Here is a 19,133-nt window from a genome sequence, read left to right as displayed (position 1 = left end):
GCGGTCAGGGTTGATCCTTCATCTTGAGATTCAGGCGAATACGTTTGCCTTGCAGGTCCTCCAGGCTCAGGGTTCCGCCGAGCCTGGAGGGTTTGCGATTGCCGCCGATCACCCGCCCCTGATCGTCCAGCGCATGGCAGGTGAGGACCTGGCCCGGCCCGAAGAGGGCGTCGGGGTCGGTAATCTCCCAATCGCACAAGCCCTCATACTGTTTCTCCCCCGAGCTTGGAAACCCCGACACCCCCGGTCGCAGGTTGTCGCGCACGGCAATCGAGCCGCCATGGGTAATGCTGCGGTTCAGGTTGTCAGGTCCGTAGAACGCCTCGGTCTCGAAGTCCACTTCACTCAGATACAGTTTGCAGTCCGGCAATTCGTAGCCCAGGGGCACCTTGAAGTCGGAGCTGCGGGGCATGTCGGCGAGGGCGGTATTGAAATGCAGCACCGGTGGTTGATAGGGGCAGCCGGTCTGGTTGGCTTGCGGGATGTAGTGCGCGTTGGCGCGCAAGGCGATTTGCGCCGGCATCTGGGCGATCAGCAGAAAATGCGCGGCGCTGGGCTGGCCGGCCGCCTGCTTGTCCGGCGTACTGGCGGCGGTGGCAACCCAGCAGACCACCCCGAGCGCGCCGAGCAGCGGAAAAAAACACGGGTGCCGGAACACGGGTTGCGCGTGCAACTTGGGGGATTTGCGATTGAGCAACATCGGGTGGGGCCCTGCCAACAACAAGATGCGGCGAAGACTGCCCAGTGACCGATGTTGCCTCAAGTGCTAGGCGGAAAAATAGACGATTCCTACGACATTCCCGCCGAATAAATCACGGCGCAAATGGCATCTCACGCTTGTGATGGGTTTTTTCGTACGTCCGACAAATGATGTCGAAAGCTTCCTGGCGCACCGGCTCGCCGTGCAGGAAGGCGTCGATCTCGGCATAGGTCACGCCGTGGGAGGCTTCGTCGGGCTTGCCCGGTGCCAGGTCCTCGAGGTCGGCGGTGGGGATTTTCTCCACCAGGAACTCCGGTGCGCCGAAGTGCCGGGCGATGGCCCGGACCTGGTTTTTCACCAGGCCGCTCAACGGCGCCAGGTCGCAGGCGCCGTCACCGAACTTGGTGAAGAACCCCATCACCGCTTCCGCCGCGTGGTCGGTGCCGATCACCAGGCCATGGGCGGCGCCGGCGATGGTGTACTGCGCGACCATGCGCATGCGCGCCTTGGTATTGCCAAGGACGAAGTCCCGCGACACGGCGGCCTTGCCTTCGAAGGCGGCGACTTCGCCAGCCAGGGATTTGACCGCCGGGCCGATATTCACCGTGTGGCGTTCGTCGGGGGCGATAAAGTCCACCGAGGCCTGGGCTTCATGTTCGTCGAACTGGGTTTCGTACGGCAGGCGCACCGCAATGAAGCGGTAATCCAGGTTGCCGGTACGTTCGCGCAGTTCACGCATGGCGCGTTGGGCCAGCAGGCCGGCGGTCAATGAGTCGACACCGCCGCTGATACCCAGCACCAGGGTCTTGAGCCCGGAGTTCAGCAGGCAATCCTGGATAAAGGTGACCCGTCGCGCGACTTCGGCTTCGAGGGCGGCCTGGTCGGCGAACGGTGGCTGGACCTTGAGCTGTTCAGCAATCTGGCGCTGTACGGCTTGCATGATTCACTCCTTGCGGGATGGGGTCTGGAACAGGTTGATCGGTACCACTGGACGAGTTTCTAGCCGGGGACCTGGAACACATGGCGCAGGTAGGCCACGAAATTCGGGTCCTTGCACTGGGCCTTGCCCGGCTCGTCGGAGATCTTCGCCACGGGTTGGCCATTGCAGGCAGTCATTTTAAGCACGATGCTCATCGGTTCCACCCCTTCGATGTCGCAGGTGAGGTTGGTGCCGATGCCGAAGCTGACATTGATCCGACCGCGTAGCGCGCGAAATATCCCCAGGGCCTTGGGCAGACTGAGGCTGTCGGAAAACACCAGGGTCTTGCTCATCGGGTCGATACCCAGCTGGTGATAACGATTGATGCATTTTTCGGCCCAGATCACCGGGTCGCCGGAATCGTGGCGCAAACCGTCGAAGAGCTTGGCGAAGTACAGGTCGAAGTCCGTGAGGAAGGCATCGGTGGTGATGCAGTCGGTCAGGGCGATGCCGAGCAGGCCGCGGTACTCGCGGACCCAGCAGTCGAGCGCGGCGATCTGGCTGTCGATCAGCCGTGGACCGAGTTGCTGGTGGGCCATGATCCACTCGTGGGCCATGGTGCCCAGGGGCTTCATGTCGAATTCGCGCGCCAGGTGCACGTTGCTGGTGCCGACGAAGCGTCCGGGGAAGTCGTGCTTGAGCACGCTGACCACTTCTTCCTGGACCCGGTAGGAGAAGCGCCGGCGGGTGCCGAAGTCGGCGACCTGCAGTTCCGCCAGTTCATCGGGGGAGGCATTGGCGTTCAGCCAGTCGAACTTGCGGTACAGCTGTTCGCGGGCCTGGCTCAGCAGGGTTTCCTGGTAGCGATAGCGGTTGCGCACTTCGCTGACGATGGCCAGCAGCGGCACTTCGAACAGGATCACATGCAGCCACGGGCCGCGCAGGCGGATAAACAGCTCGCCGTTCTCGATCCCGGTGTGGATATAGCGCAGGTTGAAGCGGAACAGGCCGAGGAAGCGCAGGAAGTCCGGCTTGAGGAAGCTGATGCGTTCCAGGAAACCCAGCTGGTCGGCACTCAGGCTCAGTTCGGCGAGGCGTTCGACCTGGTAGCGGATTTCCGCCAGGTACGGGCGCAGGTCTTCACTGTTGCGGCAGCGGAAATCCCATTCGACTTCGACGTTGGGGTAGTTGTGCAGCACCGCCTGCATCATGGTCAGCTTGTAGAAGTCGGTGTCCAGCAGGTTCTGCACAATGCGATCGCCAAAGGCCTTATCGCTCATAACGGGTATCTCCATGCCGGTCGCGCGTTACAGCGGCGTCCTGGCAGTTCTTGAATGAAGACCGCTAGTGGCGCATATCCGTTGGCGGTTTTACCAGCGATTTTTGTTGCGGGTGCCGGCCTCTTCGCGGGCAAGCTCCGCTCCCACAGGTTCCCGGTCGTGCGCAGAACTCAGGTACGACTCGAGACTGTGGGAGCGGAGCTTGCCCGCGAAGAGGCCCGAGAGGGCAGCGCAATACCCTCAAGGTTGCACGGGACTGTCGATCTGCTCCAGCATCCAACTGACAAAATCCCGCACCTTCGGCACCTCCGCCGAATGCTCCGGGTAGGCCAGGTAATAGGCGTCGTGGTTGGGCATCGCATGAGGCCAGGCGAGCACCAGCTTGCCCTCCATCAGTTCCTCCTCCACCAGGAACCTGGGCAGCAAGGCTACGCCGCAGCCGACCTGGGCCGCCCGGATACACATATAGAAGGTCTCGAAACGCGGCCCGTGGTAACTGTGTTCGGTGTGATACCCCTGGCTGTCGAACCAGTCGTGCCAGGCCTGGGGCCGCGAGGCGTTCTGCAGCAGGACCAGCTCGCTCAACTGCGTCGGATCGCTGAAGGGCTTCTCCGGCAGGCAGCCCGGCGCGCACACCGCCACCAGCTCTTCACCGAACAGCTTCACGCACTCGGTGCCCGGCCGCGAACCCTGGCCGAAATAGAACGCCAGGTCGCTGCGGCCCTGCAGCAGGTCGTCGGCTTCCTGTTCGTTGCACAGGTCCAGGTGGATATGCGGGTGACGCAGGCGCCAGCCCTTGAGCCGCGGCACCAGCCAGCGGGCGCCGAAGGTCGAGGGCGTGGATACCCGCAGGACTTCGGTTTCACCGCCGTAGGAACGCAGGTAGTGGGTCGACATCTCCACCTGTGTCAGGATTTTTCGGACTTCCACCAGATACAGATCCCCGGCCGGCGTCAGTTGCAGGCGTCGCCGTACCCGGCGAAACAGCAGGTGCTGCAACAGTTCTTCCAGCTGCGCGACCTGTTTGCTCACGGCACTCTGGGTCAGGTTCAGCTCTTCTGCCGCGCGGGTGAAGCTCAGGTGGCGGGTGACGGCTTCGAAACATTGCAGGGCCGTGATCGAAGGCAGGTATCTTTTATTCAGCATGGACGGGCCTTTTTCTTCTGTCTTGCGCTGCATGAATAAATGGAATGATATCTCGCCTAATCGTCGTTTGTTGGCAAAGCTGAAGGCCGCTACAACTGAAGGTCTGAATCGTCGTGTTGTTTTCGACTAAAGCTTTCCGTTTTCGCCTACAGGAGTGACCCCCATGGTTGCCGCATTGCTTGATCGTCTTGGTGTGGACCCGGCGCTGTATCAACAGGGCAAACAGCCCGTGCATTCGCCCATCGACGGCAGCCGCATCGCCGGCGTGAACTGGGAGGGCGCGGCTGAGGTCGAGCAGCAGGTCAGCCGTGCCGAGCACGCCTTCGATGCCTGGCGCAAGGTTCCGGCACCGCGCCGTGGCGAGCTGGTGCGCCAGTTCGGTGAAGTGCTGCGCGAATTCAAGGCCGACCTTGGTGAGCTGGTTTCCTGGGAAGCCGGCAAGATCACCCAGGAAGGCCTGGGTGAAGTGCAGGAAATGATCGATATCTGCGACTTCGCCGTGGGCCTGTCGCGCCAGCTGTACGGCTTGACCATCGCCTCCGAGCGTCCGGGCCACCATATGCGTGAGTCCTGGCATCCCCTGGGTGTGGTCGGCGTGATCAGCGCCTTCAACTTCCCGGTCGCGGTCTGGGCCTGGAACACCACCCTGGCACTGGTGTGCGGCAACTCGGTGATCTGGAAACCTTCGGAAAAGACCCCGCTGACCGCGCTGGCCTGCCAGGCCCTGTTCGAGCGTGTACTGAAGAACTTCAGCGATGCGCCCGAGTACCTGAGCCAGGTGATCATCGGTGGTCGCGACGCCGGTGCCGCCCTGGTCGATGACCCGCGTGTGGCGCTGATCAGCGCTACCGGCAGCACCCGCATGGGCCGTGAAGTGGCGCCGAAAGTGGCCGCGCGCTTTGCCCGCAGCATTCTCGAACTGGGCGGTAACAACGCCATGATCCTCGGCCCAAGCGCCGACCTGGACATGGCCGTACGGGCGATTCTGTTCAGCGCCGTCGGCACCGCCGGCCAGCGCTGCACCAGCTTGCGGCGTCTGATTGCCCATGAATCGGTCAAGGCGGAAATCGTCACCCGTTTGAAAGCGGCCTATTCCAAGGTCCGTATCGGTCATCCGCTGGAAGGCAACCTGGTCGGCCCGCTGATCGACAAGCAAAGCTTCGAGAACATGCAGGACGCCCTGGAGCAGGCCCTGAGCGAAGGCGGCCGGGTGTTCGGCGGCGAGCGCCAGTTGCAGGACAAATTCCCGAATGCCTATTACGTGTCGCCGGCCATCGTCGAGATGCCGGAGCAGAGCGAAGTGGTCTGCCACGAAACCTTTGCCCCGATTCTCTACGTGATCGGTTACACGGAGTTCGCCGAAGCCCTGCGTTTGAACAATGCGGTGCCACAAGGCCTGTCTTCGTGCATCTTCACCACCGATGTGCGCGAGGCCGAGCAGTTCATGTCGGCGGTAGGCAGCGACTGCGGCATTGCCAACGTCAACATCGGCCCGAGCGGTGCGGAGATCGGCGGCGCCTTTGGCGGCGAGAAGGAAACCGGTGGCGGTCGCGAGTCGGGTTCGGACGCCTGGCGCGGTTACATGCGCCGCCAGACCAATACCGTGAACTACTCGCTGGAATTGCCGCTGGCCCAGGGCATTACCTTCGACTGACGGGTTTCATTTTCGGAGTCTGGCAATGCCGTTACGTGAAGAATGTCTATGGGAAACACTGACGCCGCAGCGGCCTGACGCACCGTCCTTCAAGGGCGAGTTGAAGGTCGATGTCTGCGTGATCGGCGCCGGTATCACCGGGCTCTCGGCCGCGATTCACCTGCGTGAACAAGGCAAGAGCGTCTGCGTGCTGGAAGCCCATCGTACCGGCCACGGCGGTTCCGGACGCAATGTGGGGCTGGTCAATGCCGGGATGTGGATTCCCCCGGACGAGATCGAGGCCGGTTTCGGCGAAGCGGTGGGCAGCCAGCTCAACCGCATGTTGGGGGCGGCGCCGGCCCTGGTCTTCAGCCTGGTGGACAAGCATGGCATCGATTGCCAGCTGCGCCGCGAAGGCACCTTGCACATGGCCCACAACGCCAAGGGCGAGGCTGATCTGCGCAGCCGTGAAGCGCAGTGGAAACGTCGTGGCGCACCGGTGGAGTTGCTGACCGGCAAGGATTGCGAAATCGCCACCGGCACCCAAAAAATCGGCGCCGCCTTGCTCGACCGGCGCGCCGGCACCCTCAATCCCATGGCCTATACCTCGGGCCTGGCCAAGGCCGCGTCGCGGCTGGGGGCGCAGCTGTTCGACCATTCCCCGGTCACCCGCCTGGAACGCCAGGGCCAGCGCTGGTCGGTGCAGACCGCCGAGGGCGCGGTCAGCGCCGAACAGGTGGTGATGGCTTCCAATGCCTACACCGAAGGCGAATGGACCGAACTGCGGCGCAACTTCTTTCCGGGCTACTACTACCAGGTCGCCTCCAGCCCATTGACCGAAGAAGCCGCTCGGCAGATTCTGCCGGGCGGGCAGGGCTCCTGGGATACCCGCCAGGTGCTCAGCAGCATTCGCCGCGATGCCGACGGTCGCCTGTTGCTGGGCAGCCTGGGCAACGGCAACCAGAAACCGGCGTGGTTCCTGCGGGCCTGGGCCGACCGCGTGCAACAGCACTATTTCCCCTACCTGAAAAAGGTCGACTGGGAATGCACCTGGACCGGTTGTATCGCCTTTACCCCCGACCATCTGATGCGCCTGTTCGAACCGGCGCCCGGTTTAGTGGCAGTCACCGGCTACAACGGGCGTGGGGTGACCACGGGGACGGTGGTCGGCAAGGCGTTCGCCGATTACCTGTGTAACGGAAATCCTCAGGCCCTGCCGATTCCCTTCGCGCCCATGCGGCCGATACCGGCGGTGGGCCTGCGCAGTGGTCTCTACGAGGCTGGCTTTTCGCTGTATCACGCGGGCCAGTGCCTGCGGATTGTCATTTGAAACAACAAAAAATGCCGAATCGGACGGCGCTTTTGTTCGAGACGGCTAGCCTGTAATGGTGCGCGATGTAGCAGTCGCGCACCGCGAGTGTGCACTTCGGTGACGCACGTTGTTACAGGGTGGTTGCACGCCCTTCGGCGCCATGGTTGCAATAGTGGCACCGCTGGGTTGCACCTTTTTCCTTGAAAGGTTCCACCTTCCGCGGTTTAGACGGTTGCACGCCCAGTTAAAAAGGGCCCGAAACAGTCCATAAAACAATAAGACAGCGACTTTTTGCAGAACAAAAAACCTATGGCACGCCCCTTGCTCTGAGCATTCATTGAAGTCGCAGTGCCAACTAAAAAAACCTTGGAGCACCACCTCATGTCCCAGACGTTTTACAAGAAAGGCTTTGTAGCCCTCGCAGTGGCTGCTGCGTTGGGTGTTTCTGCGTTTGCTCAGGCTGACGTCAAGATCGGCGTGGCGGGTCCGATGACCGGTGCCAACGCTTCTTTCGGCGAGCAGTACATGAAAGGTGCGCAAGCGGCGGCGGATGCGATCAACGCGGCCGGTGGCGTCAACGGCGAAAAAATCGTCCTGGTCAAGGGCGATGATGCCTGTGAGCCAAAACAGGCGGTAACGGTCGCCAAGGACCTGAGCAACCAGAAAGTCGCCGGCGTCGTCGGGCACTTCTGTTCCTCTTCCACCATCCCGGCTTCGGAGATCTACGACGAAGCGGGCATCATCGCGATCACCCCGGGCTCTACCAACCCTCAGGTGACCGAGCGCGGTCTGGGTGCGATGTTCCGTATGTGTGGTCGTGACGACCAGCAGGGCATCGTGGCCGGCAACTACATCGTCGACGTGCTCAAGGGCAAGAAAGTCGCGGTCATCCACGACAAGGACACCTATGGCCAAGGCCTGGCGGATGCCACCAAGGCCCAGTTGATCAAGCGCGGTGTGACTCCGGTTATCTACGAAGGCCTGACCCGTGGCGAGAAGGACTTCAGCGCCCTGGTGACCAAGATCCGTGCCGCTGGTGCCGACGTGGTCTACTTCGGCGGCCTGCACCCGGAAGCCGGTCCGCTGGTCAAGCAACTGCGCACTGAAGGCTTGAAAGACGTCAAGTTCATGTCTGACGACGGTATCGTCACCGACGAACTGGTGACCACTGCCGGTGGTCCGCAATACGTCGACGGTGTACTCATGACCTTCGGCGCCGACCCACGTCTGCTGCCGGACAGCAAGGCGGTCGTTGACCAGTTCCGCAAGTCGGGCTACGAGCCGGAAGGTTACACCCTCTATGCCTACGCCTCGGTACAGACCCTGGCCGCGGCTTTCAACGGCGCCAAGTCCAACAAGGGCGAAGAGGCGGCCAAGTGGCTGAAAGCACACCCGGTCAAGACCGTGATGGGCGAGAAGACCTGGGACGCCAAGGGCGACCTGAAGATCTCCGACTACGTGGTCTACCAGTGGGACAAAGACGGCAAATACCATCAGCTGGAAAAACAGAAGTGACATGAAGGCCTGACCCGGCTGGCGCCCCGTGCGCCAGCCAGTCGCCAAGCGTGTCCGTGCAGTACCTGTCTTTTCTCGTAGAGCTGCACATGGCTGTGCTGCGACGGTGGTTGAACCCCGACCGTCGCGGTGCGCTTCTGTGCAGTCTCTCAAATGCGTGAGATTGCGTTATGGATGGTATTTTCCTGCAGCAACTGGTCAACGGCCTGACCCTCGGGTCGGTCTATGGCCTGATCGCCATCGGCTACACAATGGTCTATGGCATCATCGGCATGATCAACTTCGCCCACGGCGAGGTTTACATGATTTCCGCTTACCTCGCGGCAATCAGTCTGGCTCTGCTGGCTTACTTCGGTATTGAATCCTTCCCGCTCCTGATGCTCGGCACGCTGGTCTTCACCATCATCGTCACCGGGGTGTATGGCTGGGTCATCGAGCGTATCGCCTACAAACCCCTGCGCAACTCCACCCGCCTGGCACCGCTGATCAGCGCCATCGGGATTTCGCTGATCCTGCAGAACTACGCGCAGATCGCCCAGGGCGCCAAGCAACAGGGCGTCCCCACGCTGCTCACCGGTGCCTGGCGCGTCGATGTCGGCAGCGGCTTTGTCCAGCTCACCTACACCAAGGTCTTTATCCTGGTGGCCGCGTTCCTCGGCATGGGCCTTTTGACCTATGTCATCAAGTACACCAAGTTGGGCCGCATGTGTCGCGCGACCCAGCAAGACCGCAAGATGGCTTCGATCCTGGGGATCAACACCGACCGGGTGATTTCCTATGTGTTCATCATCGGCGCGGCCATGGCGGCCCTCGCGGGTGTGCTGATCACCATGAACTACGGCACTTTCGACTTCTATGCCGGCTTCGTGATCGGCATCAAGGCGTTTACCGCCGCAGTGCTCGGCGGCATCGGCTCGCTACCGGGCGCCATGCTCGGCGGGATCATCCTCGGCATCTCCGAATCGCTGTTCTCCGGCCTGGTCAACTCGGATTACAAGGACGTCTTCAGCTTCTCGCTGCTGGTCCTGGTACTGGTCTTTCGGCCGCAAGGCCTGTTGGGCCGTCCTCTTGTGTCGAAGGTGTAAGCAATGTCCTCAACCACTCAAAAATCGCTCGATATCAAGAAAAGCCTGGTTGACGCCATTCTCGCCGGCCTGGTTGCACTGATTGTCTTCGGCCCCATCGTCGGGGTCGTCCTGGAGGGCTACAGCTTCAACCTGCAACCGACCCGCGTCGCCTGGCTGGTGGCGATTGTGATGCTCGGCCGTTTTGCCCTCAGCCTGTTCCTGCAGACACCCAAGGGCCTGCGGATTCTCGAAGGTTTCGAGAGCACCGGTTCCGGCGTGCATGTGCTGGCGCCGGACTACAAGTCGCGCCTGCGCTGGATCATCCCGATCATGATCGCGATCGCGGTGATCTTCCCGGTCTTCGCCAACTCCTACCTGCTGGGTGTGGTGATCCTCGGTCTGATCTATGTCCTGCTCGGCCTGGGCCTGAACATCGTGGTGGGCCTCGCCGGCCTGCTCGACCTGGGTTACGTGGCGTTCTACGCCATCGGTGCCTATGGCCTGGCGCTGGGTTATCAATACCTCGGGCTGGGGTTCTGGACCGTCCTGCCGCTGGCTGCCATCACCGCCGCGCTGGCGGGGTGCATCCTCGGCTTCCCGGTCCTGCGCCTGCACGGTGACTACCTGGCCATCGTGACCCTGGGCTTCGGCGAGATCATCCGACTGATCCTCAACAACTGGCTGTCGCTGACCGGCGGTCCGAACGGGATGCCGGCGCCTCTGCCGACCTTCTTCGGCCTGGAGTTCGGCAAGCGCGCGAAGGAGGGCGGGATTCCCTTCCATGAGTTCTTCGGCATCGCCTACAACCCGGACGTGAAGTTCTATTTCATCTACACCGTGTTGTTCCTGGTGGTACTGGCCGTGCTCTACATCAAGCATCGCCTGACCCGCATGCCAGTGGGCCGCGCCTGGGAAGCCTTGCGTGAAGACGAGATCGCCTGCCGCGCCATGGGCTTGAACCACGTGCTGGTGAAACTCTCGGCGTTCACCCTGGGGGCTTCCACCGCCGGTCTGGCGGGGGTGTTCTTCGCCACCTACCAGGGTTTCGTCAACCCGACTTCCTTCACCTTCTTCGAGTCCGCGCTGATCCTCGCCATCGTGGTGTTGGGCGGCATGGGCTCGACCATCGGTGTGGTGATCGCGGCGTTTGTACTGACCGTGGCGCCGGAGCTGCTGCGTAGTTTCGCCGAATACCGTGTATTGCTGTTCGGCGTATTGATGGTGTTGATGATGATCTGGCGGCCACGTGGCCTGATCCGCATCAGCCGCACCGGGGTGACCCCACGCAAGGGCGTCCTGGTGGGAGGGACTGGCCAATGAGTAATGACATCGTTCTGAAAGTCGAAAAGCTGATGATGCACTTCGGGGGGATCAAGGCCCTCAGCGACGTCAGCCTGCAAGTCAAACGCAACTCGATCTTCGCCCTGATCGGCCCCAACGGCGCGGGCAAGACCACGGTGTTCAACTGCCTGACCGGCTTCTACAAGGCCACTGGCGGCAAGATCGAACTGAATGTACGCGACAAGCGCACCAACGTGATCCAGCTGCTGGGTGAGTCCTTTCGCCTGGGGGATTTCGCTTCGCCGAAAACCTTCTTCAGCCGGCTCTACTACAAGATGTTCGGCGGTACCCACCTGGTGAACCGTGCGGGCCTGGCCCGGACCTTCCAGAACATTCGCCTGTTCAAGGAAATGTCGGTGCTGGAGAACCTGCTGGTGGCCCAGCACATGTGGGTCAACCGCAACATGCTCTCCGGCATCCTCAATACCAAGGGCTACCGCAAGGCTGAAAGCGACGCCCTGGACACCGCGTTCTACTGGCTGGAAGTGGTCGACCTGGTGGACTGTGCCAACCGCCTGGCCGGCGAGTTGTCCTACGGCCAGCAACGCCGCCTGGAAATTGCCCGGGCCATGTGCACGCGGCCGCGGATCATTTGCCTCGACGAACCGGCGGCGGGCCTCAACCCCCAGGAAACCGAAGCGCTGAGCGCGATGATCCGGCTGCTGCGCGACGAGCATGACCTGACCGTGGTGCTGATCGAGCACGACATGGGCATGGTCATGAGTATTTCCGACCACATCGTGGTACTGGACCACGGCAACGTGATTGCCGAGGGCGGTCCGCAAGACATCCGCAACGACCCGAAAGTGATTGCCGCCTACCTGGGCGCCGATGAAGAGGAACTGGTATGAGTCAACCTATCCTCGAACTGAAGAACCTGGAAGTGTTCTACGGGCCGATCCAGGCCCTGAAGAAGGTCTCGTTGCACATCAACGAAGGCGAAACCGTCAGCCTGATCGGCTCCAACGGCGCGGGCAAGTCGACGCTGCTGATGTCGATCTTCGGCCAGCCGCGAGCCGCCGCCGGGGAGATCATCTACCGGGGCGTCGACATTACCCACAAGTCGTCCCACTACATCGCCTCCAACGGTATCGCCCAGTCGCCGGAAGGCCGCCGGGTATTCCCGGACATGACCGTGGAAGAGAACCTGCAGATGGGCACCATCCCCATTGGCGACAAGTTCGTCGACGAGGACATGCAGCGCATGTTCGAGTTGTTTCCACGGCTCAAGGAGCGGCGTAACCAGCGGGCCATGACCATGTCCGGCGGCGAGCAGCAGATGCTGGCGATTGCCCGGGCGCTGATGAGCCGGCCCAAGCTGCTGTTGCTGGACGAGCCGAGCCTGGGCCTGGCGCCGATCGTGGTGAAGCAGATCTTCGCCACCCTGCGCGAGCTGGCGGCCTCGGGCATGACCATCTTCCTGGTGGAGCAGAACGCCAACCACGCCCTGCGCTTGTCGGACCGGGCCTATGTGATGGTCAACGGCGAGATTCGCCTCAGTGGCACCGGCAAGGAGCTGCTGGTCAACGAGGAAGTGCGCAACGCCTACCTGGGCGGACATTAGAGTCCTACAGGTTTGTGCGACCCTGAAACGCCCCGTGATCTTCGGATCCGGGGCGTTTTTTTGTCTGTCCACAGCCTGGATCCGAAATTGTGGAAAACAATCTGCGCAACCTGCCAAAGTGCGACATGAAACCGCTGCAAATGATTGTTTTGTCATCAATTTGACTTGTCCCCGTTTGCTGTGGAGGTGGCTGTGGGTAACGTGGGAGTAGCTGGCTGAGAGCCTTTGAAACCGTGGCTTGCAGCGCGCTGGTTGTTTTTTGATCAGTGGTGTTTTGCAAAGCGCCGGGACGTTTTGTCAACAGGTATATTGTCACGCCTTGCGCCCGACAAGCCGCCTGCACAGCCTGTGGATAACTCTGTGGGCAAACTCTGGAAACATGCCCCTGGGTGGCGTAATTACTGGCCTGGAGCCACTGGCGTGAAATCGTCCCCAGGGGATTTTTCGCCGGTGGCTACACAACGGTTGTTCCGGGGTCAAGGGAAAAACTTTTGAAATACCGCTGGAGGCCTTGTGTACAGCGGATCGGCGGGTTTTCGAGTTGCCCCCGGATACTGTGGACGGGGCTGTGGATAAGGTGCGCACAGCAGGCGCCAGGCCACGGTTTGCGTGGCTTTGCTGTGATTGGGTGTTTTTTGTACAGTTGCGTTGTTTTCAAGATTCCATTTCTTCAGTGGCCGGCGTTGAGGCATGCTGCGCAACGACCGTATTCATATCTGGCGGCCCGCGGGCCGAGCAAGGAGAACTCCATGACATCCACGTTGTTTATCACGGGCGCGACTTCCGGTTTTGGCGAGGCCTGTGCCCGTCGTTTTGCCGAGGCCGGCTGGAAGCTGGTGCTCACCGGTCGTCGTGAGGAGCGCTTGAATGCCTTGTGCGCCGAGTTGTCGAAGCAGACCGAAGTGCATGGCCTGGTGCTGGATGTGCGCGACCGCAAGGCCATGGAAGAAGCCATTGCCAACCTGCCGCCGAGCTTCGCCAAACTGCGCGGTCTGATCAATAACGCGGGCCTGGCCCTGGGGGTCGATCCGGCGCCCAAGTGCGACCTCGACGACTGGGACACCATGGTCGACACCAACATCAAGGGCCTGATGTACAGCACCCGCCTGCTGCTGCCACGGCTGATCGCCCATGGTCGTGGGGCGGGGATCATCAACCTGGGGTCGATTGCCGGCAACTACCCGTATCCGGGCAGCCATGTCTATGGCGCGAGCAAGGCGTTCGTCAAACAGTTCTCCCTGAACCTGCGCTGCGATTTGCAGGGCACGGGGGTGCGGGTGACCAATATCGAGCCGGGGCTGTGCGAGAGCGAGTTCTCGCTGGTGCGTTTTGCCGGTGACCAGGCGCGTTACGACGCGACCTATGCCGGTGCCGAGCCGATCCAGCCGCAGGACATCGCCGATACGATCTTCTGGGTGCTCAACACTCCGGCCCACGTCAATATCAACAGCCTCGAGCTGATGCCGGTGAGCCAGACCTGGAGCGGGTTTGCCATCGAGCGCAACAAGGGCTGAGAACGTTAGCTTATTGTGGCGAGCGGGTTTGGCCTGATGCCTTGCAGCCAAGGCCAGGCACTGTCCCCTGTGGGAGCAGAGCTTGCTCGCGAAGAGGCCCTTGAGGCCGCTAAAAGCTTCGCGGCGGTGCGGCGATCCGACAAGCACCGCTCCCGCAATGTCTTCAAGTGCCTGCTTGTGCTTGGCTCAGCCGAAATACTCGGCCAGGCCACTCAGGCAGGTCGCCAGGTGATAAGGGGTGGTCGACGGCATATCCTTCCGGCTGACCTCGCCCTTGGCGTCCAGGCACTCGTGCCAGCCGCCCGGGTGCAGGAAGTGCTGCTGCAAGGCCGCCAGCTGGTGCTGTAGGCGCGCCGAGTTATCCACACGCAACGTCAGCGCCCGCAGGTATTCAGCCTGGGCCCAGATCCGTTGGGTGCCGTCGCGCAGGCTGCCGTCGATGCCCAGCATGCCGCTGACCGCGCCGCTTTGCGGATCGACGCCTGACTGCTCGGCAAAGGCGAACGCGCGATCCAGCGAGCCATGCAGCGCCGTGCCGCGCAGCAAGGGCGATGACTCCAGCAGGAACAGCCATTCGAACTGATGGCCCGGTTCGAACCAGTTATCCACAGCCCCCAGCGGTTTCTCCAGCATCACGCCGTGGTGGCGGTCGATAAAGCGTTGCTGCATGCCGGCGGCCAGGGCCAGCAGTGCGCCCTGGGTGGTGGCGTCTTCACGTACCGACAGGGTCGCCAGAAAAGCTTCGGCCAGGTGCATCAACGGGTTCTGCAACGGCCCGCTGCCCAGGGGCGACCAGTCACGCTCCAAACTCGCTTCATACAGGCCGTCGCCATTGGCGAAACGCACGGCGATCACTTCCAGGGCGGCGTTGAGCACCGACTCCACCAGCGGCTCGCGGACCTTGGCCCAGTAATGGGCGCAGGCGAAGAGAATAAAGGCGTGGGTGTAGAGATCCTTGCGGGTGTCCAGCGGCTTGCCGTGGGGGTCGACGCTGTAGAACCAGCCGCCGTACTCGGCATCGTGGAAATGCCGTTGCAACGAACGGAACAGCGCGCTGGCGCGTTCAGCGGCGGCCGGGAAAGCGGCGTCGCCGATCAGGCTGGAAAACAGATACAACTGACGGGCGCAGGCCATGGCGCGATAGCGTTGCGCGGGCAACGGCCGATGGTCGGCGTCGAGCGCCTCGTAGGGCAGCGCCATCTCGGCGTTCCAGCCGGGGCCTTGCCACAGCGGCACGATGACCTGGCGGAAGTGGTCTTGCACGGTGTTGAACAGTGCACTCAATTCAGGCGTGGAGGCGGAGCTGGAAACATCGGGCATCGGCTGGCGTCGTCAGGGCAAGGGCGGTTGCGCGACATGTTAACAGGCGGCCGCTGGCGATGCTGTTCCTTGTGGTGAGCGGGCAAGCCCGCTCGCCACAAAGTCTCAGCCCGCGAGCAACCAGACCCCGGTGGCCGCCGACGCAACACCGGCCACCCGCACCAACGGTGCCGCGGCTTGCGGCAACACCCGCACCACGGCATAACCCAGTGCATGCAAAGTCGCGGTCGCGACCACAAAACCGGCCGCATAGGTCCACGGGCTCGACATCTCTGGCAGTTCAAGACCGTGGGCCACACCATGGAACAAGGCAAACAGCGCCGTCGCCGCCAGCGCCAGGCTCAACGGTGGCCGTACCGCCAGCGCCACCGCCAGGCCCAGGGCCAATACCGATGCGGCAATCCCGCTTTCCAGTGCCGGTAACGCCAGCCCTTCGAAACCCAGTACCCCGCCGAGCAGCATGGTTCCGACAAAGGTGCAGGGCAACGCCCAGCGCGCGCTGCCTTTTTGCTGCGCCGCCCATAAACCGACGGCCACCATCGCCAGCAAATGATCGATGCCGCTGACCGGATGGCTGACACCCGCCATCCAGCCGCTGTCGCCGTGGCCGGGATGGGCAAAGGCGATGGCTGGCATAAGCAGCAGGGCGAGGGTACCGAGGATTTTTTTCAAGGTCATGGTTGGGCTCCGTATTGTTGAAGTAGCGGTTGGCCAGGCATCAGGCTGCTGTCAGCAGGCCCTGGCGTTCGATAAAGGCGACGATGGCGTCCAGGCCATGTCCGGTTTTCTGGTTGCTGAAGACAAACGGCTTGTCACCGCGCATGCGCCGCGTGTCGCTGTCCATCATCTCCAGGGACGCGCCCACCAGCGGTGCCAGGTCGATCTTGTTGATCACCAGCAGGTCGGACTTGCAGATCCCCGGCCCGCCCTTGCGCGGCAGCTTGTCGCCGGCCGAGACGTCGATCACGTAGATCGTCAGGTCGGAGAGTTCCGGGCTGAAGGTCGCCGAGAGGTTGTCGCCGCCGGACTCCACCAGGATCAGGTCCAACCCCGGGAAGCGACGGTTCAACTGGTCGACGGCTTCGAGGTTGATCGAGGCATCCTCGCGAATCGCGGTGTGCGGGCAGCCACCGGTTTCCACGCCGATGATCCGCTCCGGGGCCAGGGCTTCGTTGCGCACCAGGAAGTCGGCGTCTTCGCGGGTGTAGATATCGTTGGTGACCACCGCCAGGTTGTAGCGGTCGCGCAGGGCCAGGCACAGGGCCAGGGTCAGGGCGGTCTTGCCGGAGCCCACCGGGCCGCCGATACCGACACGCAGAGGTTGTGCGTTCATCATGTTCTCCTAGGAACGAAACAGGCGGCTGTACTGGCGCTCATGGGCCATGCACGCCAGGGACAGGCCGAAGGCGGCGCTGCCGATGGATTGAAGGTCCTGGGCCGTGGCGGCTTGCTGGGCCTGTTGCAGCAGGGGCAGCAACTCGCTGGTCAGGCGCTGGGCGGCTTGCTGGCCCAGGGGCAGGGTTTTCATCAGCACGGCCAGCTGGTTTTCCAGCCAGCTCCAGAGCCAGGCGGCCAAGGCGTCCTGGGGACTGATCTGCCAGGCACGGGCGGCCAGCGCCCAGCCCAGGGCCAGATGCGGTTCGCTTTGCTGTGCGAGGAAGGTTCGGGCGGTGTCATCCAGTTCCGGCAGGCCGCTGAGCAACTGCTGCAGGGAATAACCCATCTGCCGGCTTTCCTGATACAGCTCGCGGGTTTCACGGCTGGCGCGGTGTTCTTCGCAGAGCTGTTGCAACTCGCCCCAGTTTTCGTCCGCCGCTGTCTGGCAATGGGCGAGCAGCAGCGGCGCTTCGAAGCGGGCCAGGTTGAGCAGCAATTGATCGGCGATCCAGCGCCGGGCGCCATCTGCGTCCTTGACCCGGGCCTGTTCCACGGCCATTTCCAGGCCTTGGGAATAGCTGTAGCCGCCGATGGGCAATTGCGGGCTGGCCAGGCGCAACAGCGCCCAGGCCGGGTTCATGGGCGCACACCGAACTGGTGCAGGCGCGGCGGGTAGTTGAAGTCTTCGTCGCCGTGGCGGGAGTGGTGATGGCCGCCGCCGTAGGCACCGTGTTCCGGCTGGAACGGCGCTTCGAGGGTTTCGGTATGGGCGCCAAGTTGTTCGAGCATGGCCTTGAGCACGTAGTCGTCGAGCAGCCTGAGCCAGCCGTCGCCGACTTGCAGGGCGACATGACGGTTGCCCAGGTGATAGGCGGCGCGGGTCAGTTCGAAGGCATTGCGGCAGGTGACGTGCAGCAGTTGTTCGGGGCGTGCGCAGACCCGCACGATGCGGCCGTCCTCGGCTTCCAGGTATTCACCGTCGTACAGCGGTGGCTGGCCACGTTCAAGGAATAGTCCTACGTCCTCACCCTCGGCACTGAAACAGCGCAGGCGACTTTTGCTGCGGGCTTCGAAGTTCAGGTGCAGCTCGGCGGCCCAGGTGGATTGCGCTTCGATTCTGCGATGAATCACCAACATCAGGAGGCTTCCGGCAATGAGCGATGGTTGAGCTAGAGCAAGGGGCTTGCCAATCGTTCGCCGCGTAGGAAAGTCCCGTCAGAAAGCGCTGGATGCCTGAAAAGGGAGCGTAGTCATGTTTCAGAATGTTTCAAGATGGTGCGCAAGTGATGTAAGTGCGCTTTTGTGGTGCCTGGCGGGCCTCATCGCCGGCAAGCCGGCACACAGGTCCGCGTTTCAACGCCAGGATTGCGTCGTGTCGAACTGTAGGAGCCGGCTTGCCGGCGATCCGGGTGCAGGGCACCCGTTCCGGTTACTCGGTACTGCCCAGACCCTGCCAATGCTTCAATCCGATAAAGATGAAGCGCAGTTGCTGGGTGATCTTGGCCTGGGGCGTCAGATGTTCCGGCAAGGGATCGGACGGTGGGTCGATGATATCCGGCAGGGTGGCGAACACACTCTTGACGATCAGGTCGGCCATGACCGCCAACCCGGCGGGGTCCAGGTGGTCGAGCTTGGGCATCAGGCCCAGGTCGGTCGCCAGGTCCGTGCTGATATTTTCCCGCAACGCCCCGATGGCCTGGCGCACCGGCTGCGAACCACCGTATTGCTCACGGGCGAGAAACAGGAACTGCGAGCGATTGGCCGCCACCACATCGAGAAAAATCCGCACCGACGCATCGATGATGCCGCCCATGACGAACTCGTTATGGCGCACCAGCCGGATGGTTTCGCGGAAGGTCTGGCCGACTTCGCGGACCAGGGCCAGGCCGAGCTGGTCCATATCGTCGAAATGTCGGTAGAAACCGGTGGGCACGATGCCGGCGGTCTTCGCCACTTCCCGCAGGCTCAGGCTGCCGAAGCCACGGCCGGATTCCATCAGGTGCCGGGCAGCGTCCATGAGCGCATGTCGAGTCTGTTGTTTCTGTTCGGCGCGGGGCAGCATCGCAAGGGTATTTTCTGGATGAAGAGAGCGGCGCACTCTAGCAAATCAGCTTTGCCGGCGTCGAACCAAGAGAAGGGGGCAATCGCGGGATTTCGAATATTCAGGGTCCTGAAATATCAAAGCCCGGTCCAGGAGACCGGGCTTTGTTCCAGGCCAGCAAGGCCTTAACTCAGGCTGCTGTTGCGTTCGATCACACGGTCACCGCCGTCTTGGACCAAACCTTTCTCTTCCAGGCGAGCACGGCCACCTTCGGCGAATTTGTCGTTCTCACCAATGGAGGTCTTGCTGGAGCCGTTCTCGGCCAGGGCTTGACCCAGTGGTGTACGGTCAGAGCCGTTCTCGCTGACGTTATCTTCCTTCTTGTTGAAGGTGGTGTGATCGGA

At 62.3% G+C, this 19,133-nt stretch carries 18 protein-coding genes and 1 pseudogene; 8 read left to right on the top strand and 11 right to left on the bottom strand.

What is annotated here, in order from left to right; all coding sequences use genetic code 11:
- Nucleotides 1–4: 4 nt before the first annotated feature.
- From M5B42_RS06055 to M5B42_RS06040, 4 genes are all read right to left on the bottom strand, one after another.
- Complete coding sequence (locus tag M5B42_RS06055) at nt 5–700, bottom strand: hypothetical protein (protein ID WP_248745280.1); 696 nt, start codon at nt 698–700, stop codon at nt 5–7.
- A gap of 112 nt (nt 701–812) precedes the next feature.
- Nucleotides 813–1,640: an ammonia-dependent NAD(+) synthetase gene (nadE, locus tag M5B42_RS06050; RefSeq protein ID WP_103495668.1), complete on the bottom strand. Its 828-nt coding sequence runs from the start codon at nt 1,638–1,640 to the stop codon at nt 813–815.
- Between the two features lie 59 nt (nt 1,641–1,699).
- Nucleotides 1,700–2,899 carry a nicotinate phosphoribosyltransferase gene (gene pncB / locus M5B42_RS06045; RefSeq protein WP_103495669.1) on the bottom strand — a complete coding sequence of 400 codons (1,200 nt, stop codon included), beginning with the start codon at nt 2,897–2,899 and terminating at the stop codon, nt 1,700–1,702.
- A 240-nt stretch (nt 2,900–3,139) separates the two neighbouring features.
- Nucleotides 3,140–4,045, bottom strand: a complete 906-nt coding sequence (locus M5B42_RS06040; protein WP_103495683.1) for a LysR family transcriptional regulator — start codon at nt 4,043–4,045, stop codon at nt 3,140–3,142.
- Nucleotides 4,046–4,208: 163 nt separating this feature from the next.
- Here M5B42_RS06040 and M5B42_RS06035 point away from each other — a divergent pair, with 163 nt between their 5' ends.
- The 8 genes from M5B42_RS06035 (at nt 4,209) to M5B42_RS06000 (ending at nt 13,991) form a co-directional block, all read left to right on the top strand.
- Nucleotides 4,209–5,699, top strand: a complete 1,491-nt coding sequence (locus M5B42_RS06035) for an aldehyde dehydrogenase family protein (protein ID WP_103495670.1) — start codon at nt 4,209–4,211, stop codon at nt 5,697–5,699.
- 25 nt (nt 5,700–5,724) lie between these two features.
- Nucleotides 5,725–7,008 carry an FAD-binding oxidoreductase gene (locus tag M5B42_RS06030; RefSeq protein WP_248745279.1) on the top strand — a complete coding sequence of 428 codons (1,284 nt, stop codon included), beginning with the start codon at nt 5,725–5,727 and terminating at the stop codon, nt 7,006–7,008.
- A gap of 363 nt (nt 7,009–7,371) precedes the next feature.
- On the top strand, nt 7,372–8,505 hold the full coding sequence (locus M5B42_RS06025) for a branched-chain amino acid ABC transporter substrate-binding protein (protein ID WP_103495672.1): 1,134 nt from the start codon (nt 7,372–7,374) through the stop codon (nt 8,503–8,505).
- Nucleotides 8,506–8,675: 170 nt separating this feature from the next.
- Nucleotides 8,676–9,590, top strand: a complete 915-nt coding sequence (locus M5B42_RS06020) for a branched-chain amino acid ABC transporter permease LivH (protein WP_103495673.1) — start codon at nt 8,676–8,678, stop codon at nt 9,588–9,590.
- A gap of 3 nt (nt 9,591–9,593) precedes the next feature.
- Nucleotides 9,594–10,892 (top strand): high-affinity branched-chain amino acid ABC transporter permease LivM, encoded by a 1,299-nt coding sequence (gene livM / locus M5B42_RS06015; protein ID WP_103495674.1) that lies wholly within the window; start codon nt 9,594–9,596, stop codon nt 10,890–10,892.
- Nucleotides 10,889–11,764 (top strand): ATP-binding cassette domain-containing protein, encoded by an 876-nt coding sequence (locus tag M5B42_RS06010; protein WP_248745278.1) that lies wholly within the window; start codon nt 10,889–10,891, stop codon nt 11,762–11,764. Before livM ends, M5B42_RS06010 begins: the two co-directional genes overlap by 4 nt.
- Entirely contained in the window at nt 11,761–12,477 is a 717-nt protein-coding gene (locus tag M5B42_RS06005) for an ABC transporter ATP-binding protein (protein ID WP_100939676.1), read from the top strand. Before M5B42_RS06010 ends, M5B42_RS06005 begins: the two co-directional genes overlap by 4 nt.
- Nucleotides 12,478–13,226: 749 nt before the next feature.
- Nucleotides 13,227–13,991, top strand: a complete 765-nt coding sequence (locus tag M5B42_RS06000) for an SDR family oxidoreductase (RefSeq protein WP_177090443.1) — start codon at nt 13,227–13,229, stop codon at nt 13,989–13,991.
- A gap of 186 nt (nt 13,992–14,177) precedes the next feature.
- Here M5B42_RS06000 and M5B42_RS05995 read toward each other — a convergent pair whose 3' ends face one another.
- From M5B42_RS05995 to M5B42_RS05965, 7 genes and pseudogenes are all read right to left on the bottom strand, one after another.
- On the bottom strand, nt 14,178–15,311 hold the full coding sequence (locus M5B42_RS05995) for an AGE family epimerase/isomerase (protein ID WP_248745277.1): 1,134 nt from the start codon (nt 15,309–15,311) through the stop codon (nt 14,178–14,180).
- A gap of 105 nt (nt 15,312–15,416) precedes the next feature.
- Complete coding sequence (locus tag M5B42_RS05990) at nt 15,417–15,989, bottom strand: HupE/UreJ family protein (RefSeq protein ID WP_103495678.1); 573 nt, start codon at nt 15,987–15,989, stop codon at nt 15,417–15,419.
- A 40-nt stretch (nt 15,990–16,029) separates the two neighbouring features.
- Nucleotides 16,030–16,644 carry an urease accessory protein UreG gene (gene ureG / locus M5B42_RS05985; protein ID WP_103495679.1) on the bottom strand — a complete coding sequence of 205 codons (615 nt, stop codon included), beginning with the start codon at nt 16,642–16,644 and terminating at the stop codon, nt 16,030–16,032.
- A gap of 9 nt (nt 16,645–16,653) precedes the next feature.
- On the bottom strand, nt 16,654–17,328 hold the full coding sequence (locus M5B42_RS05980) for an urease accessory UreF family protein (RefSeq protein ID WP_103495680.1): 675 nt from the start codon (nt 17,326–17,328) through the stop codon (nt 16,654–16,656).
- Nucleotides 17,325–17,825 (bottom strand): urease accessory protein UreE, encoded by a 501-nt coding sequence (gene ureE / locus M5B42_RS05975; RefSeq protein ID WP_100939670.1) that lies wholly within the window; start codon nt 17,823–17,825, stop codon nt 17,325–17,327. The genes M5B42_RS05980 and ureE overlap by 4 nt, the downstream gene beginning before the upstream one ends.
- Before the next feature lie 292 nt (nt 17,826–18,117).
- Nucleotides 18,118–18,750, bottom strand: a complete 633-nt coding sequence (locus M5B42_RS05970; RefSeq protein WP_103495681.1) for a TetR family transcriptional regulator — start codon at nt 18,748–18,750, stop codon at nt 18,118–18,120.
- Between the two features lie 164 nt (nt 18,751–18,914).
- A pseudogene (locus M5B42_RS05965) lies at nt 18,915–19,133 on the bottom strand (hypothetical protein); the annotation flags it as partial.

This window comes from Pseudomonas sp. MWU12-2037 (assembly GCF_023242345.1).
GTDB classification, from domain to species: Bacteria; Pseudomonadota; Gammaproteobacteria; order Pseudomonadales; family Pseudomonadaceae; genus Aquipseudomonas; species Aquipseudomonas gingeri_D.
Note: the sequence above shows the minus strand (reverse complement) of the source record. Positions and strands in the feature narration are given on the sequence as shown.

Excerpts from the sequence above, each read along its gene's own strand:
- M5B42_RS06055 (WP_248745280.1), bottom strand. The coding sequence starts at position 700 with ATGTTGCTCAATCGCAAATCCCCCAAGTTGCACGCGCAACCCGTGTTC.
- nadE (WP_103495668.1), bottom strand. The coding sequence starts at position 1,640 with ATGCAAGCCGTACAGCGCCAGATTGCTGAACAGCTCAAGGTCCAGCCA.
- pncB (WP_103495669.1), bottom strand. The coding sequence starts at position 2,899 with ATGAGCGATAAGGCCTTTGGCGATCGCATTGTGCAGAACCTGCTGGAC.
- M5B42_RS06040 (WP_103495683.1), bottom strand. The coding sequence starts at position 4,045 with ATGCTGAATAAAAGATACCTGCCTTCGATCACGGCCCTGCAATGTTTC.
- M5B42_RS06035 (WP_103495670.1), top strand. The coding sequence starts at position 4,209 with ATGGTTGCCGCATTGCTTGATCGTCTTGGTGTGGACCCGGCGCTGTAT.
- M5B42_RS06030 (WP_248745279.1), top strand. The coding sequence starts at position 5,725 with ATGCCGTTACGTGAAGAATGTCTATGGGAAACACTGACGCCGCAGCGG.
- M5B42_RS06025 (WP_103495672.1), top strand. The coding sequence starts at position 7,372 with ATGTCCCAGACGTTTTACAAGAAAGGCTTTGTAGCCCTCGCAGTGGCT.
- M5B42_RS06020 (WP_103495673.1), top strand. The coding sequence starts at position 8,676 with ATGGATGGTATTTTCCTGCAGCAACTGGTCAACGGCCTGACCCTCGGG.
- livM (WP_103495674.1), top strand. The coding sequence starts at position 9,594 with ATGTCCTCAACCACTCAAAAATCGCTCGATATCAAGAAAAGCCTGGTT.
- M5B42_RS06010 (WP_248745278.1), top strand. The coding sequence starts at position 10,889 with ATGAGTAATGACATCGTTCTGAAAGTCGAAAAGCTGATGATGCACTTC.
- M5B42_RS06005 (WP_100939676.1), top strand. The coding sequence starts at position 11,761 with ATGAGTCAACCTATCCTCGAACTGAAGAACCTGGAAGTGTTCTACGGG.
- M5B42_RS06000 (WP_177090443.1), top strand. The coding sequence starts at position 13,227 with ATGACATCCACGTTGTTTATCACGGGCGCGACTTCCGGTTTTGGCGAG.
- M5B42_RS05995 (WP_248745277.1), bottom strand. The coding sequence starts at position 15,311 with ATGCCCGATGTTTCCAGCTCCGCCTCCACGCCTGAATTGAGTGCACTG.
- M5B42_RS05990 (WP_103495678.1), bottom strand. The coding sequence starts at position 15,989 with ATGACCTTGAAAAAAATCCTCGGTACCCTCGCCCTGCTGCTTATGCCA.
- ureG (WP_103495679.1), bottom strand. The coding sequence starts at position 16,644 with ATGAACGCACAACCTCTGCGTGTCGGTATCGGCGGCCCGGTGGGCTCC.
- M5B42_RS05980 (WP_103495680.1), bottom strand. The coding sequence starts at position 17,328 with ATGAACCCGGCCTGGGCGCTGTTGCGCCTGGCCAGCCCGCAATTGCCC.
- ureE (WP_100939670.1), bottom strand. The coding sequence starts at position 17,825 with ATGTTGGTGATTCATCGCAGAATCGAAGCGCAATCCACCTGGGCCGCC.
- M5B42_RS05970 (WP_103495681.1), bottom strand. The coding sequence starts at position 18,750 with ATGCTGCCCCGCGCCGAACAGAAACAACAGACTCGACATGCGCTCATG.